The 13,920-nt window shown below is 64.2% G+C and carries 14 protein-coding genes and 1 tRNA gene; all 15 read left to right on the forward strand.

The window, feature by feature from the left end; genetic code table 11:
• Window positions 1-931, forward strand: a 931-nt coding sequence (gene hisD / locus F9K34_RS12290; RefSeq protein WP_291337259.1) for a histidinol dehydrogenase, incomplete at its 5' end; no start/stop codon positions are given.
• Window positions 928-1,407 carry a UPF0262 family protein gene (locus F9K34_RS12295; RefSeq protein ID WP_291337260.1) on the forward strand — a complete coding sequence of 160 codons (480 nt, stop codon included), beginning with the start codon at window positions 928-930 and terminating at the stop codon, window positions 1,405-1,407. The genes hisD and F9K34_RS12295, both read left to right, overlap by 4 nt.
• Before the next feature lie 2 nt (window positions 1,408-1,409).
• The gene (locus tag F9K34_RS12300) at window positions 1,410-1,892 is read left to right on the forward strand and encodes a low molecular weight phosphatase family protein (protein WP_291337261.1); all 483 of its coding nucleotides are present in this window, start codon (window positions 1,410-1,412) and stop codon (window positions 1,890-1,892) included.
• Between the two features lie 136 nt (window positions 1,893-2,028).
• Complete coding sequence (locus F9K34_RS12305; protein ID WP_291337262.1) at window positions 2,029-2,427, forward strand: ketosteroid isomerase-related protein; 399 nt, start codon at window positions 2,029-2,031, stop codon at window positions 2,425-2,427.
• Entirely contained in the window at window positions 2,424-3,011 is a 588-nt protein-coding gene (locus F9K34_RS12310; protein WP_291337263.1) for a GNAT family N-acetyltransferase, read from the forward strand. Before F9K34_RS12305 ends, F9K34_RS12310 begins: the two co-directional genes overlap by 4 nt.
• Window positions 3,012-3,046: 35 nt before the next feature.
• Window positions 3,047-3,952 (forward strand): carbon-nitrogen hydrolase family protein, encoded by a 906-nt coding sequence (locus tag F9K34_RS12315; RefSeq protein ID WP_291337264.1) that lies wholly within the window; start codon window positions 3,047-3,049, stop codon window positions 3,950-3,952.
• Window positions 3,953-4,024: 72 nt separating this feature from the next.
• Window positions 4,025-4,243, forward strand: a complete 219-nt coding sequence (infA, locus tag F9K34_RS12320; protein WP_291337265.1) for a translation initiation factor IF-1 — start codon at window positions 4,025-4,027, stop codon at window positions 4,241-4,243.
• A gap of 1 nt (window position 4,244) precedes the next feature.
• Window positions 4,245-4,829 (forward strand): Maf family protein, encoded by a 585-nt coding sequence (locus tag F9K34_RS12325; protein WP_291337266.1) that lies wholly within the window; start codon window positions 4,245-4,247, stop codon window positions 4,827-4,829.
• A complete protein-coding gene (locus F9K34_RS12330) occupies window positions 4,826-5,878 on the forward strand; it encodes a ribonuclease E/G (RefSeq protein ID WP_291337267.1) in 1,053 nt (350 codons plus the stop codon). The genes F9K34_RS12325 and F9K34_RS12330 overlap by 4 nt, the downstream gene beginning before the upstream one ends.
• Entirely contained in the window at window positions 5,875-6,045 is a 171-nt protein-coding gene (locus F9K34_RS12335) for a DNA gyrase inhibitor YacG (protein ID WP_291337268.1), read from the forward strand. Before F9K34_RS12330 ends, F9K34_RS12335 begins: the two co-directional genes overlap by 4 nt.
• A gap of 77 nt (window positions 6,046-6,122) precedes the next feature.
• Window positions 6,123-6,198, forward strand: a tRNA-Phe gene (locus tag F9K34_RS12340).
• A 172-nt stretch (window positions 6,199-6,370) separates the two neighbouring features.
• On the forward strand, window positions 6,371-8,920 hold the full coding sequence (locus tag F9K34_RS12345) for a DEAD/DEAH box helicase family protein (protein WP_291337269.1): 2,550 nt from the start codon (window positions 6,371-6,373) through the stop codon (window positions 8,918-8,920).
• A gap of 12 nt (window positions 8,921-8,932) precedes the next feature.
• Entirely contained in the window at window positions 8,933-11,524 is a 2,592-nt protein-coding gene (locus tag F9K34_RS12350) for an N-6 DNA methylase (protein WP_291337270.1), read from the forward strand.
• 44 nt (window positions 11,525-11,568) lie between these two features.
• Complete coding sequence (locus tag F9K34_RS12355) at window positions 11,569-13,077, forward strand: AlbA family DNA-binding domain-containing protein (RefSeq protein WP_291337271.1); 1,509 nt, start codon at window positions 11,569-11,571, stop codon at window positions 13,075-13,077.
• A 206-nt stretch (window positions 13,078-13,283) separates the two neighbouring features.
• A complete protein-coding gene (locus F9K34_RS12360; protein WP_291337272.1) occupies window positions 13,284-13,847 on the forward strand; it encodes a recombinase family protein in 564 nt (187 codons plus the stop codon).
• Window positions 13,848-13,920: the final 73 nt, after the last annotated feature.

Below are 13,920 nucleotides of genomic sequence, written 5' to 3' on the forward strand. Positions count from 1 at the left end.
GCTCTATGTGCCGGGGGGGCTCGCCTCCTATCCCTCCTCGGTCCTGATGAACGCGATTCCGGCGAAGGTGGCCGGGGTCGGGCGGCTGGTGATCTGCTGTCCGACGCCGGGCGGCGTGGTCAATCCCCTGGTCCTGATGGCGGCACGGCTGGCGGGGGTGGACACCGTGTACCGGGTGGGCGGCGCGCAGGCGATCGCGGCCATGGCCTATGGCACGGAGACGATCCGGCCGGTGGACAAGATCACCGGACCCGGCAATGCCTATGTGGCGGCGGCCAAGCGTCGTGTCTTCGGACGCGTCGGCATCGACATGATCGCCGGCCCGTCGGAGATTCTCGTCATCGCCGACCAAACGGCGGACCCGGACTGGGTGGCGCTCGACCTCCTGAGCCAGGCCGAGCATGACGCGAGCGCGCAGGCGATCCTCGTGACCGACGATGCCGGAACCGCGCGCGCGGTCGTGGCGGCGGTCGAGGCGCGGCTCGCCACGATCGAGCGGAGCGCGATCGCGGGGGCAAGCTGGCGGGACTACGGCGCCGTCGTCGTCACGCGGGACCTTGCCGAGGCGGCGGCGCTGTCGGACCGGGTGGCGCCGGAGCATCTGGAGCTCTGCGTCGAGGACCCGGAGGCGCTCCTGCCGCGCATCGCCCATGCCGGGGCGATCTTCCTCGGCCACTGGACACCGGAGGCAATCGGCGATTACGTGGGCGGGCCGAACCATGTGTTGCCCACGGCACGCTCGGCACGGTTCTCGAGCGGGCTGTCGGTGATGGACTTCCTGAAGCGGACGACGATCGCAAAGATGACGCCGGCGGCCCTGGCCGCCATCGGCCCCGCGGCCGAACGGCTGGCCGTGTCCGAAAGCCTCGAGGCGCACGGGCTTTCCGTGCGGGCGCGGCTTGACCGGGTCAACCGGGGCGGGGTCGCATGAGCCGCATCTGCCAGATCGAGATCGACGATGCGGGCCTGCCGGCGCCGACGCCGGAGGTGGCGCAGGAACGGCGGGTGGCCGTCTTCGACCTTCTGGAGGACAATTCCTTCGACCTGCCGGGCCGGGAGGGCGCGCCTGCGCCCGAGGGTCCGTTCCGGCTGGCGCTGTCGATACGTGACAAGCGGCTCGTCTTCGACATCGCCACCGAAGAGGGCGGGAAGGTCGCGGAGTTCCACCTTTCGCTTGGACCCTTCCGGCAGGTGGTGAAGGACTATTTCCAGATCTGCGAGAGCTACTTCGACGCGGTGAAGCGCCTGCCGCCGGCGCAGATCGAGGCGATCGACATGGCCCGCCGGGGCATTCACAACGAAGGCGCGCGCGTCGTGCAGGAACGGCTCGACGGCAAGGCGCTGCTCGACATCGACACGGCGCGGCGGCTCTTCACGCTCATCTGCGTATTGCAGACCGGGGGGTGACGTTGTCCGGCACCCTGCCGCATTCGGTGCTCTTCTGCTGCGACCACAACGCCGTGCGCTCACCCATGGCCGAAGCGCTGATGAAGCAGCTCTACGGCCGGGCGACCTATGTCCAGTCGGCGGGAGTCGAGAACGATCTGGAGATCGACGGATTCGCGATCGCGGTATGCCAGGAGATGGGGATCGAGCTTTCCCGCCACCGGTCGCGGAGCTTCGAGGAAATGAAGGAATACGGCGACGACCTGTCGGGCTTCGACCTCGTCGTCGCGCTCTCGCCCGCGAGCCGGAAACAGGCGCTCGACCTTACCCGGCACTATCATCTTGACGTGGAATACTGGCCGATCATGGATCCGACCGGCATCGGCGAGACGCGCGAGGCGAAGCTCACGGCCTACCGGCAGACCCGCGACCAGATCCGGGCGAAGATGATCGAGCGCTTCGGCGAACCACGTGTCGCGGGCGCGGCAGGCGCGGCGGGCGGCTAGGCCGCGCCCGCGCCGCCGCCAGGGGTCGCAATTGCGCCATCGCCTGTCCCTCCAGCAGGTTGCGGAGCGGCGCGCGCTCCGCTAGGCGGGAGGCGACGGTGCCGGCGGGCAGCGCCGGACGCGAAGGGAGATCAGGATGACCAAGGCGGTGATCGAGGCCTATTACGACGCCTTCAGCCGGGGCGACGTGGAGGGGATGCTGGCGCTTCTCGACCCCGACGTGGAGCACCACGTCAACGAGGGCGGCATCCGCCGGGGCAAGATCCTCTTCGCCGAGTTCTGCGCCCACATGAGCCACTGCTACCGCGAGCGCCTGACCGACATCGTCGTATTCGCCAGCGAGGACGGCACGCGGGCGGCCGCCGAGTTCGTGGTGAACGGCGAATACCTCAGGACCGACAGCGGCCTGCCGGAGGCCCGTGGCCAGACATACGTCCTGCCGGCGGGATCCTTCTTCACGCTCCGTAACGGCAGGATTTCTCGGGTCACGACCTACTACAACCTCGCCGACTGGGTCCGGCAGGTCTCGGCGTGAGCGTCACGGTCCAGCCCCTGACCGGTGCGGCGCTGGAGGCGGCGCTGGACGACGTCGCCCGGCTGAGGATCGCGGTCTTTCGCGACTGGCCCTATCTCTACGACGGCGACCTCTACTATGAACGGCGCTACCTTGCGACCTACAGGGACAGCGCCGAGGCGATCCTCGTCGGCGCCTTCGACGGGGCACGGCTCGTCGGCGCGGCGACAGGCACGCCGATGGAAGATCACGGCGAGGAGTTCGGCGCAGCCTTCGCCAGTACCGGGCTCACGCTGTCCGATATCTTCTACTGTGCGGAATCGGTGCTCCTGCCGGAGTACCGCGGCCAGGGCGTCGGCCATGCCTTCTTCGACGTGCGCGAGGCTCATGCCCGCCGTCTAGGACGGCGCTGGTCGGCCTTCTGCCGGGTGGTGCGGCCCGACGACGATCCCCTGAAGCCCGGCGACTACCGGCCGCTAGATGCGTTCTGGCGGAAACGCGGCTATGCACCCATGGAAGGTGTCATCGCGGAATATTCGTGGAAGGATGTGGGCGAGGCGGCCGAGACCGCGAAGCGCATGCAGTTCTGGATCCGGGCGCTCTAGCGCGCCGGGGTGCCCGCGCCGCCGGGGAGGAAGACATGAAGATCGCCGCCGCCGCCTATCCGCTGGACTGGTTCGAGAGCTGGGTCGACTACGAGACCAAGATCGCAGCTTGGGTGGCCGAGGCGGCCGGGCAGGGCGCGGAGCTTCTGGTCTTTCCCGAATACGGGGCGATGGAACTCGCCTCGCTCGGCGGCCGCGCGGTGGCGGGCGACCTCGAAGGGGCGTTGCGGGAAGTGGACCGCCACAAGCCCGCGTCGGACGCGATGCACGCCCGGCTCGCCGCCCACCACGGCGTCCATATCCTTTCCGGCTCCGGCCCGGTCTATGACGTGGCCCACGCGGGCGACCGTCCGGTGAACCGGGCGAGCCTTTTCGGGCCGGACGGCGTCATCGGCCACCAGGACAAGGTGATGATGACCCGCTTCGAGCGCGAGGACTGGCATGTCGTCGCCGGCGAGGGGCTGAAGGTCTTCGATACCGCGCTGGGCCGGATCGGTGTCCTCATCTGCTACGACGGCGAGTTCCCGCTTCTCGGCCGGGCGATGGCCGAGGCAGGGGCGGAGATCCTGCTCGTTCCCTCCGCGACCGAGGCGCTCGCGGGCTTCACCCGGGTGCGGGTCGGGGCCATGGCCCGCGCGCTCGAAGGCCAGATGATCGCGGTCCATGCGCCCGTCGTCGGCACGGCGCCCTGGTGCGCGGGGATGGAGGAGAACACCGGCCGCGCCTCGGTCTACGGGCCGCCCGACCGGGGCTTTCCACCGACCGGCATTCTGGCCGAAGGGACGCTCGGCGCGCCAGGCTGGGTCTATGCCGAGGCGAGCCGCGCGGCGGTCGCCGAGGTGCGCGCCGACGGCGGCGTTCTCAACTTCCGCCACTGGCCGGAGCAGGTGCCGCAACTCGCGCGGGTCGCGCAGGTCCGCCGGCGCCGAGATAAGGCTTGAATTCCCGGTCCATCGGGCGCATTTAACGCGCGCCCCGGTTCTGGCCGGGGACGTATCAACTGTGGAGTGACCATGGCCAAGGAAGAAGGTCTCGAATTTCCGGGCGTCGTGAAGGAACTCCTGCCGAATGCGACGTTCAGGGTCGAGCTGGAAAACGGCCATGAGATCATCGCCACGATGGCAGGAAAGATGCGCAAGAACCGCATCCGCGTGCTTGCCGGCGACAAGGTGCAGGTGACGATGACGCCCTACGACCTGACCAAGGGGCGGATCAACTACCGCTTCCGCTGAGGTGCGGCCGCGCCTCATCCTCGGCTCCGCCAGCCCGAGGCGGCGCGAGCTTCTGTCCCAGCTCGGACTTGTGCCCGACGCCGTGCGTACCCCCGACATTGACGAGACGCCCCGCAGGGGCGAGTTGCCGCGCCCCTATTGCGCCCGGATGGCGCGGGAGAAAGCCGAGGCCGTGGCTTGCGCCGACGGCGAGGTCGTCCTCTGCGCCGACACCACGGTGGCGCTCGGCCGGCGCATCCTCGGCAAGCCCGACAGCGCGGGCGAGGCGGCGGAGTTCCTGCTGGCCCTGTCCGGCCGGCGCCACCGCGTCATCACCGCCGTCGCCGTGCGGCGGGGCGCGCGCCTGTGGGAGCGGGTGGTGGAGACGGTGGTCAAGGTCAAGCCACTCTCCGACCGGGAACTGAACGCCTATCTCCAGAGCGGCGAGTGGCAGGGCAAGGCCGGGGCCTATGCGATCCAGGGCCGCTTCGGCGCGTTCATCCCGTGGCTGCAGGGATCGTTCACCGGCGTCGTGGGCCTGCCGGTGGCCGAGACGGCGCATCTGCTGGAGGCCGCCGGGATCGACATCCAGGGAGTGGACGCATGAAGGGCAGGGTTGTCGTCCTTGGCAGCTACCGCGGCCGCGAGGCGGCGGCGCTCGTGGTGGACGGCGACCTCACGGACCTTCTGGTCGATGCGGGCGAGGCTGCGGCCTTCGCGCCCGGCGCGATCCTCAGGGGCGTGCTCGACCGGCCGATGAAGGGGCAGGGCGGGGCCTTCGTGAAGCTGCCCGGCGGCGAGACGGGATTCCTGCGGGAAACCAAGGGTCTCGCGCCCGGCAGGCCGGTCATTGTCCAGGTCGCGGGCTTTGCCGAGCCGGGCAAGGCGCTGCCGCTTACGACGCGGGTGCTCTTCAAGAGCCGCTACTGCATCGTGACGCCGGCCGCACCCGGCCTCAACATCTCGCGCCGCATCCGCGACGAGGACGCCCGCGCGCGCCTGTCGGCGCTGGCCGAGGCGGGCATGGCGGGCTCGGACTTCGGGCTAATCCTGCGCTCGGCCGCGGACCTGGCCGAGGACGACGAGATCACGGCCGACCTGGCCGGGACCCGGGCGCTGGCCGAGGCGGTCATGGCCGACCGGGCGGGCGCGCCCGAGCTTCTGGTCGCCGCGTCCTCGCCGCACGAGGAGGCCTGCCGCGACTGGGCGGACCCCGCACCCGACGAGGTGGCGGAGGGGGCGGATGCCTTCGCCCGGCATGGGGTGGAGGAGATGGCGGACGCGCTCCTCGATCCGGTCGTAGCCCTTCCGGGCGGGGGCAGCATGGCGATCGAGCCGACCCGGGCGCTCGTCGCCGTCGACGTCAACACCGGCGCCGACACCTCCCCGGCGGCAAGCCTCAAGGCAAATATCGCCGCCGCGCGCGACCTGCCGCGCCAGTTGCGGCTGCGCGGACTCGGCGGCCAGGTGACGGTGGATTTCGCGCCCATGCCGAAGCGCGACCGCGCCGCGCTCGACCAGCAGATCCGCCAGGCGTTCAGGGGCGAGGCGGCCGAGACGAGCCTCGCGGGCTGGACGCCGCTCGGCAATTTCGAACTGCAAAGGAAGCGCGACCGCCTGCCGATCGCGCTGATCCTGAAGGGGGGCGTGGCATGACCTGCCCGATCTGCCGCAAGGAAACCGATCCGAAATACCGGCCCTTCTGTTCGAAGCGCTGCGCCGACATCGACCTCGGCCGCTGGCTGACCGGCGCCTATGCGATCCCGTCCGAGGAGGAAGACACCTTGGCGCCGTCCGACCCGCCCGCGCCGCGCCCGCACTGAGCGCGCCGCGGCCGAATTGCACGAAAAGGCACTGGACAGCCCCGGCCCGCTTGGGTATCACCCGCCCACCCAACGGTGCCCAGATAGCTCAGTTGGTAGAGCAGCGGATTGAAAATCCGCGTGTCGCTGGTTCGATTCCGGCTCTGGGCACCACATTACACCTAATTTTCTATATTTTTCAAGTCGTTATCGGCAAGTAGCGTTTATTGATCCACCCCAATATCCACCCAAGTGACGTTTCGGCGCCATCCTAACGACCACTTTGCGCTTTGTAGGCGAACGTCCATCCGACATAAGGAGGAGAGGTTCACCCGGAGACATTGTTTTGGTTCAGAAAGAGGCGACAGCTCGGATCAAGATTAACCGGCTGCTCGAACAAGCCGGGTGGCGGTTCTTCGATGAGGCCGCCGGGCCAGCGAACATCGTCCTTGAACCAAACGTGAAGCTGACGCGGGATCGTCTTGACGCCCTTGGCGACGATCTGGAGAAGGCCGCCAACGGCTTCGTTGACTTCCTCTTGCTGGATGGGCGCGGGAAGCCGTTGATCGTCTTGGAAGCCAAGTCAGAGGACAAGAACCCACTTTCGGCAAAGGAGCAGGCCCGGAAATATGCCCGGTCGCAGAACGCCCGCTTTGTGATCCTCAGCAATGGGAACATCCACTACCTTTGGGACCTCGAACAGGGGAACCCGACTGTCATCTCCAAGTTCCCAAGCCCCACGGAGATTGGGAACCATTACGCCTTCACCCCCGACGCCGAACGCCTTGCGGGCGAACAGGTCGGGTTGGACTACATCGTCCTGACCCAGATGCCCGGCTACGCCCAGGAAGCGGGCTGGAAGGTCGAAGCGGAGCGCCCAGCCTTCATTGAGAAGAACAAGCTGCGGTTCCTTCGACGATACCAGCAGCGCGCCATCGAGCGGGTGCAGGAGGATGCCAAGAAGGGGTCGACGCGCTTCCTGTTCGAAATGGCGACCGGCACCGGAAAGACCCTCACGTCGGCGGCCCTCATCAAGCTGTTCCTGAAAACCGGCAATGCGAAGCGCATCCTCTTCCTCGTTGACCGCCTTGAACTCGAAGTGCAGGCGGACAAAGCCTTCAAGGCTTACCTGAGGAACGACTTCACATCGGTGATCTACAAGGAGCAGCGCGACGACTGGCGTAAGGCCGACATTGTCGTGACCACCGTCCAGTCCCTGCTCTTCAACGACAAGTATCGGCGGTTGTTTGCGCCGACCGACTTCGATCTGGTGATTTCAGATGAAGCCCATCGGTCCATCGGTGGCAACGCGCGGGCGGTGTTTGAATACTTCATCGGCTACAAGCTGGGCCTGACAGCGACGCCCAAGGACTACCTGAAGCAATCTGCCGAACGGTCATCCGAACGTGATCCTCGCGAGGCTGAGCGCCGAATGATGCTGGATACCTACCGGACTTTCGGATGCGCGTCCGGCGAACCGACCTACCGCTATTCCCTGATCGACGGGGTCCGGGATGGGTTTCTGATCAACCCCTATGTGATCGACGCGCGCACAGGGGTGACGACGCAGCTTCTCTCGGACGAAGGCTATGTGGTCTCGACCACGGACGAGGATGGAAACGAACTGGAAGAGGCATTCGCCGGTAGGGACTTCGAGAAGCGGTTCTTTGCGGAACCGACCAACCGCGCCTTCTGCAAGACCCTGCTTCAGCACGGGCTGCGCGACCCGATAACCGGCGAGTTCGGCAAGACCATTGCCTTCGCGGTCAGCCAGAACCACGCCGCAAAGCTGGTCCAGATCCTGAACGAGATGGCGGACCAGTTATGGCCAGGCCGCTATCGGTCGGATTTCGCCATGCAGGTGACGAGCCACGTCGCCGATGCGCAGAAGATGACGGTCAACTTCGCCAACAACAACCTCGGCGGGCACAGCGACTTCGTGGAGAACTATCGCACCGCCCGGGCGCGGGTCTGCGTGACGGTGGGGATGATGACGACGGGCTACGACTGTCCGGACCTTCTGAACCTTGCGCTGATGCGCCCTGTCTTCTCTCCCTCTGACTTTGTGCAGATCAAGGGTCGGGGAACGCGCAAGCACAACTTCGCGGAAGAGATGTTCGACCCCGAGAAAAAGGCGGCGCTGGGTGCCGTCGAGAAGGCCACCTTTCGGTTCTTCGACTTCTTCGCCAACTGCGAATACTTCGAAGAGCGGTTTGCCTACGATGAGGAACTGGCCCTTCCTGCGCCTTCAACCATGCCGCTCAATACGGGTGGTGACGGGCAAAGCAGGCAGCAAACGGGGCAAAGCGGACCCGGCACCTTCGAGCACTTCGACCCCGATGACGTGGTCAGCCAGGTCGAGACGCAGATCGGTGCCGACGGCATGCGGATCGACCGCGAACTCTTCCGCCGGTTCGAAGATGCCGCCCGGGCTGACACCACACTTGCCGACCTCGTAGCGCAGCAGAACTGGGAAGCTGCGACCCGCCGCGTCATCGAGGAACTGTTCGACAAGCCGAACGAGTTTTTCAACCTCGAAAAACTGCGCAAGGCGGCTGGGGTCGACCGCCGCATCTCTGTCCGCGAACTGGTCGAAAAGGCGTTCGGCTTCATCCCCGGCTTCAAAAGCAAGGCCGAACTGATCGAAGACGAGTTCCAGAAGTTCCTCGCCGACCAGCAGCCCGAGGAAGCCGACCGCATTCGCGAAATGCGCTACTTCTTCGAAGCCTACATTCGCGACGCCCACGTCCGGGCCAAGATCGAAGAAGGTGACTTCGCATCGCTTAACGTCAACCCCACCTTCACCACGCGTGATCTGAAGGAGGTTCCCGCCACGTGGCGCAGGCGCATCCCCGAATACATCAAGGACTACGTGTCCCTGAACCCGTTCCTCTGACGAAAGAAGACCATGCTCGACACCGAAACCAAACGCCGCATCGACACTTGCCGAGACATCCTTGTCGGCAAGGTGCCGGACCCCAAGAGCCAGGTGGAGCAGATCACCGTCGCCCTGATCTACAAGTTCATGGACGACATGGACCTTGAGGCCGAGGAACTTGGCGGTGCACGCAAGTTCTTCACCAAGGACTACGAACGCTATCGCTGGGCGAAGCTAGTCGCGCCGGGCGTCTCCGGGCAGGACATGCTCAACACCTATTCCGAGGCGCTGACTAAGATGGTGGAGAACGAGGGGCTTCCCTCCCTGTTTCGCCAGATTTTCCGCAACGCCTATCTGCCCTACCGAGACCCGGAGACGCTGCGCGCCTTCCTGCGGGAGATCAACGGCTTCACCTACGACCACAGCGAAAAGCTGGGCGACGCCTTCGAATACCTTCTGTCGGTGTTGGGCAGCCAAGGTGACGCGGGCCAGTTTCGGACGCCCCGGCACATCATCGACTTCATGGTCGAGATCATCGATCCGCAGAAACACGAAACGATCCTCGATCCGGCCTGTGGCACGGCTGGCTTCCTGATCTCGGCCTACAAGCACATCCTCAAGCAGAACTCGACCAAGGTCTTGAACGGTAACGGCGCGGCCGAGGGCGTGGACGCCGCCGAGCAGGCGCTTGAAAGTCCGATGCGCTATCCGGGCGACCTACTCGCGCCCGAGGACCGCGCCCGCCTGGCCCGCAACATCAAGGGCTACGACATCTCGCCCGACATGGTTCGCCTCAGCCTCGTAAACCTCTACCTCCACGGCTTTGCCGACCCAAAGGTCGAGGAATACGACACGCTGACGTCCGAGGATAAATGGACAGACGTGGCCGACGTCATCCTTGCGAACCCGCCCTTCATGTCGCCGAAGGGGGGGATCAGACCGCATACCCGGTTTCAAGTGCAGTCGAAGCGCAGCGAAGTGCTGTTCGTCGATTACATGGCCGAGCACCTAACGCCGAACGGTCGCGCAGCCATCGTCGTGCCCGAGGGGATCATCTTCCAGAGCCAGACCGCCTATGTGGCGCTGCGCAAGATGCTGGTCGAGAACCATCTCGCCGCCGTCATCTCGCTGCCCGCGGGCGTGTTCAACCCCTACTCAGGCGTCAAGACGTCGATCCTGATCCTTGACCGCACCGTGGCCAAGGCGAGCGACCACGTCGCCTTTTTCAAGATCGAGAATGACGGCTTCGCCTTGGGCGCGCAGCGCAAGGCGGTGAAGGGGTCGCAACTGGCGCAGGTAAAGGCTGATCTAGGGGCATGGTTGGTAGCTGCGCGGGCGGGCGGCAGCGAGGTGTTGGAAAGCAATCATGGCTTTACCGTTCCCCGAAGCGACCTTCTGTCCGAGGGGTCAGTCACTCTAAGTGCAGAACGATATGTCACGCGGGACGGAAGCAAATCCGGATTTCCGATGGTTTCGCTAGGCGATGAAACCCTGTTCAAGGTTGAAAGCGGCGGCACCCCGCGGTCCGACATTTCCGAATATTGGGGCGGTGGCATTCCTTGGGCGACGCTGGTCGACCTGCCTGCAACCAACTTCATTACCGAGATCGCCGAAACCGTCCGAACCATCAGCGAGGCCGGGCTGAAGAGTTCTTCGGCCAAGCTGCTTCCGGTGAACTCCGTCCTTGTTTCGTCGCGGGCGACCATCGGCCGAATAGCCATCAACCGCGTCCCTCTGGCGACCAATCAGGGCTTCAAGAACATCGTCATCACCGACAACACCAAGGCGTTGGCGGAGTATGTCGCTTTGGCGATAACACGCCTCGTGCCCACCATGCAAAGCTGGGCGACAGGCGGCACGTTCGCAGAAATTTCAAAGAGCAAGTTGTGCGAACTGGAAATCCCCCTCCCGCCGCTTGAGGTGCAGCGAGAGATCGTGGCCGAGGTCGAGGGCTATCAGCGCGTCATCGACGGCGCCCGCGCCGTCCTCGACAACTATAAACCTCAGTTTCCAATCAATCCAACCTGGGCTTTGGCGGAACTACAGAGTGTTGTCGGCTTTCAAGAAGGGCCGGGCATTCTTGCCAAGGACTTTGCCCCGAATGGCGTCCCACTGGTCCGCTTGGCAGGTGTTCAAACCGAGCGCGTGACTTTGGATGGATGTAACTACCTCGACCCAGACCTGGTATCGACCAAGTGGCCTCATTTCAGGTTGAATGTAGGTGACATTCTAATTTCAACGAGTGCCTCGTTTGGAAAGGTTTCTGTGGTCAACGAAGAGACGGCCGGAGCCATCTGCTACACAGGCATTATCCGCTTTTGGCCCACTAGCTCGGAGCTACATCACGGGTATTTGCGCGTATTCCTCGGATCGGAGAATTTTTTAGCGCAGGCAGCTAGTTTCACGTCTGGCGCTGTAATCAAGCATTTTGGACCGACGCATTTAAAGCAAATGAAAATTCCTCTGCCTCCGATGGAAATTCAAATACAGATTGCTTCGGATATCGAAGCTGAGCAATCACTTGTGCGCGGGAACCGAGACCTGATCGGCCGCTTCGAGAAAAAGATCGACGCCGCCATCGCCCGCGTCTGGGGCGAGGCCAAGGAGGGCGAGGCGGCATGATCACGACCGCTCCGTGAAGATTACCTGGAGTTCAGAGGTAGAACATGTCGCGCAAGAGCATTTCGGATAACGAGATCGGATTGATCAAAGCAATGCTTCGGCGCGGGATGCGGAACCGCGACATTCAGTTCTACTTCAACCGCCAGGATCGACCGGTGAACTCTGGTCGCATCACAGGCATTCGTTCGGGCGACTACGGCCCCGAGGTGCCTGAAGCGACCGAAGCAGCACTCGATACCTTTCTTGCTGGTTTTGTCCCCGCCGACGTCGGCGTCGTCATCGCCGGTAACGCGGCCCGACCGCCAACGGTGTCGGAGCGAGCGGGCGCTTGTTTCGTTCAGCGTGAAGATGGTGATTGGTATCTTGCTGGCGGCGAAACGGCCGATCAGGAGTGCAAGGCGCAGTTTGATCCTCGGCGGATGGAACCGATTGTCCGCGCGATTGCAGCCCTCGCGAACAACCGGGGCGGCTTTGTATTCGTTGGCGTCCGAAACGCAGATTGCAAGGTGGTCGGGATGCCCGACACTGCCTTCCAAGATACTGACATAGTGCGGATCACGGACAAGGTGAAAACCTTGCTGACGCCGACGCCAGCCTTTTCTAAAGACGTGCTTGATGTGGGTGGGTTTACAGTGGGCGTGATCCATGTGGAGAAATTCCCAACCCCGCCTGTGATCGTGTGCCGCGACGCGGACGGTCTAGAGGACGGATCAATTCTGTTCCGCTATCCCGGCCAGTCCGGCAAGATAAAGTTCGGCGACCTGCTTGCGATGCTCCGCGAACGCGACAGAGCCGCGACACAGGCGTTGCTGGCAAGCGCATCCCGCCTGAACGAGATCGGAGCAGATCGCGCGCTTATCGTCGACACAGACAAAGGGGAGATAGACGCGGGGGAACGGCGCATCGTGATTGATCGTGCGCTAGCGGAACAGCTTGAATTCATCCGGGAAGGTGAATTTGACGAACGTGCTGGCGCCCCTTCGTTGCGCCTCATTGGCGACGTCCACGCTGTAGACCGAGAGGGGCAGGTCGTTGAGCGGATTGAGGGCCACGCTCTGTCGCCGGAAATGGTCCTTCGTGCCTACTTAGACCGTGAGAACGTTCGGTCCCCAATGCAGTATGTGTGCGTCTCGGCGCTCGTCCAGCGCCAGTGGTTGCCCTTGTTCTACTTCGTCCGGCTCGCTGGCGGTGATCTGGACGCGGCGATTGCATCGCTTGAAGATACGAAGGCCGTCTATCGGGTTTCAAAGGAATGCGCTCTCGAACGTCTGCGCGGTCGGCGCTCAGCCTTTGAGCGTGCTGGCGGCGCCATAGTTGATGTCGTGTCTGCGTTGCAGGCCGGCCGTCTTGACGATCTCCGCGAGAGGTTCACCGACTTTCAGATCGTGCGCGGTGTTCGAGGCTTGCCTGATGGTTTTCATCCCGATGTTCCGATGTTCGAGTTGCTTCGGGACATCCTCCGGGATGCAGACGGGGACGCGAACGTCCGCAGCGGCCTTTTCCGGGCAGCCGCACGACTTGACGAACTTGAACATGCGGATCGTCCTGGCTGACGAGATGCCTCCTTAGGCGAAGTTTATATGCCTACCGGCTCCTCTGTTGGGCGTCTGGCCGCCGCCATCGTGCGAGGTCTCAATACGGCTAGCCCGTGCGAGACAACCAGCGGCCGCCCCAAAACGTCTCACACAAGTAGCTATTGATTTTTGAGACATTCCGTCTTATAAAGTCTAGGAGACATTAGAGACAAAAGGTCCCCGACATGCTCATCGGTTACGCCCGAACTTCGACCGCCGATCAGGCTGCAGGATTTGAGGCCCAGCTTCGTGACCTGAAGGCGGCAGGATGCGAGAAGGTCTTCGCCGAACAGCTTTCGTCCATCGACGTCGCCAACCGCGCGGAACTTGCCCGCGCTATCGAGTTCGCCCGAGAGGGCGACACTCTGGTCGTCACGAAGCTGGACCGGCTGGCCCGATCTGTCGCCCACCTACTTGATCTGGTTGCTGCTTTGGAAGCCAAGGGCGTTGCGCTGCGCATCCTTGGGATGGCCATTGATACCGGGACGCCGAACGGGCGGCTGATGCTCAACATCCTCGGCAGCGTCGCCCAGTTCGAGCGTGAGGTCATGTTGGAAAGGCAACGTGAGGGCATCCAAAAGGCAAAGTCCGCAGGCAAGTATCGGGGTCGGGCGCCGACGGCACGGAACCGTTCGAAAGAGGTTCAAGAACTTCACCGGGCGGGCACAGGGGCCTCGGAGATCGCCAAGCGGACGGGCATAAGCCGGGCCAGCGTATACCGCCTCCTGAACGAGATGGCGGGCTCCTGAGGGGCACCGGGGCGACTGAGCGAGGGACTTCGACCGGGTTGAGGAAGTGAACGCAAGTGCACGGCCGGGGGGG

Source organism: Albidovulum sp., from assembly GCF_008933605.1.
Taxonomy (GTDB): domain Bacteria; phylum Pseudomonadota; class Alphaproteobacteria; order Rhodobacterales; family Rhodobacteraceae; genus Albidovulum.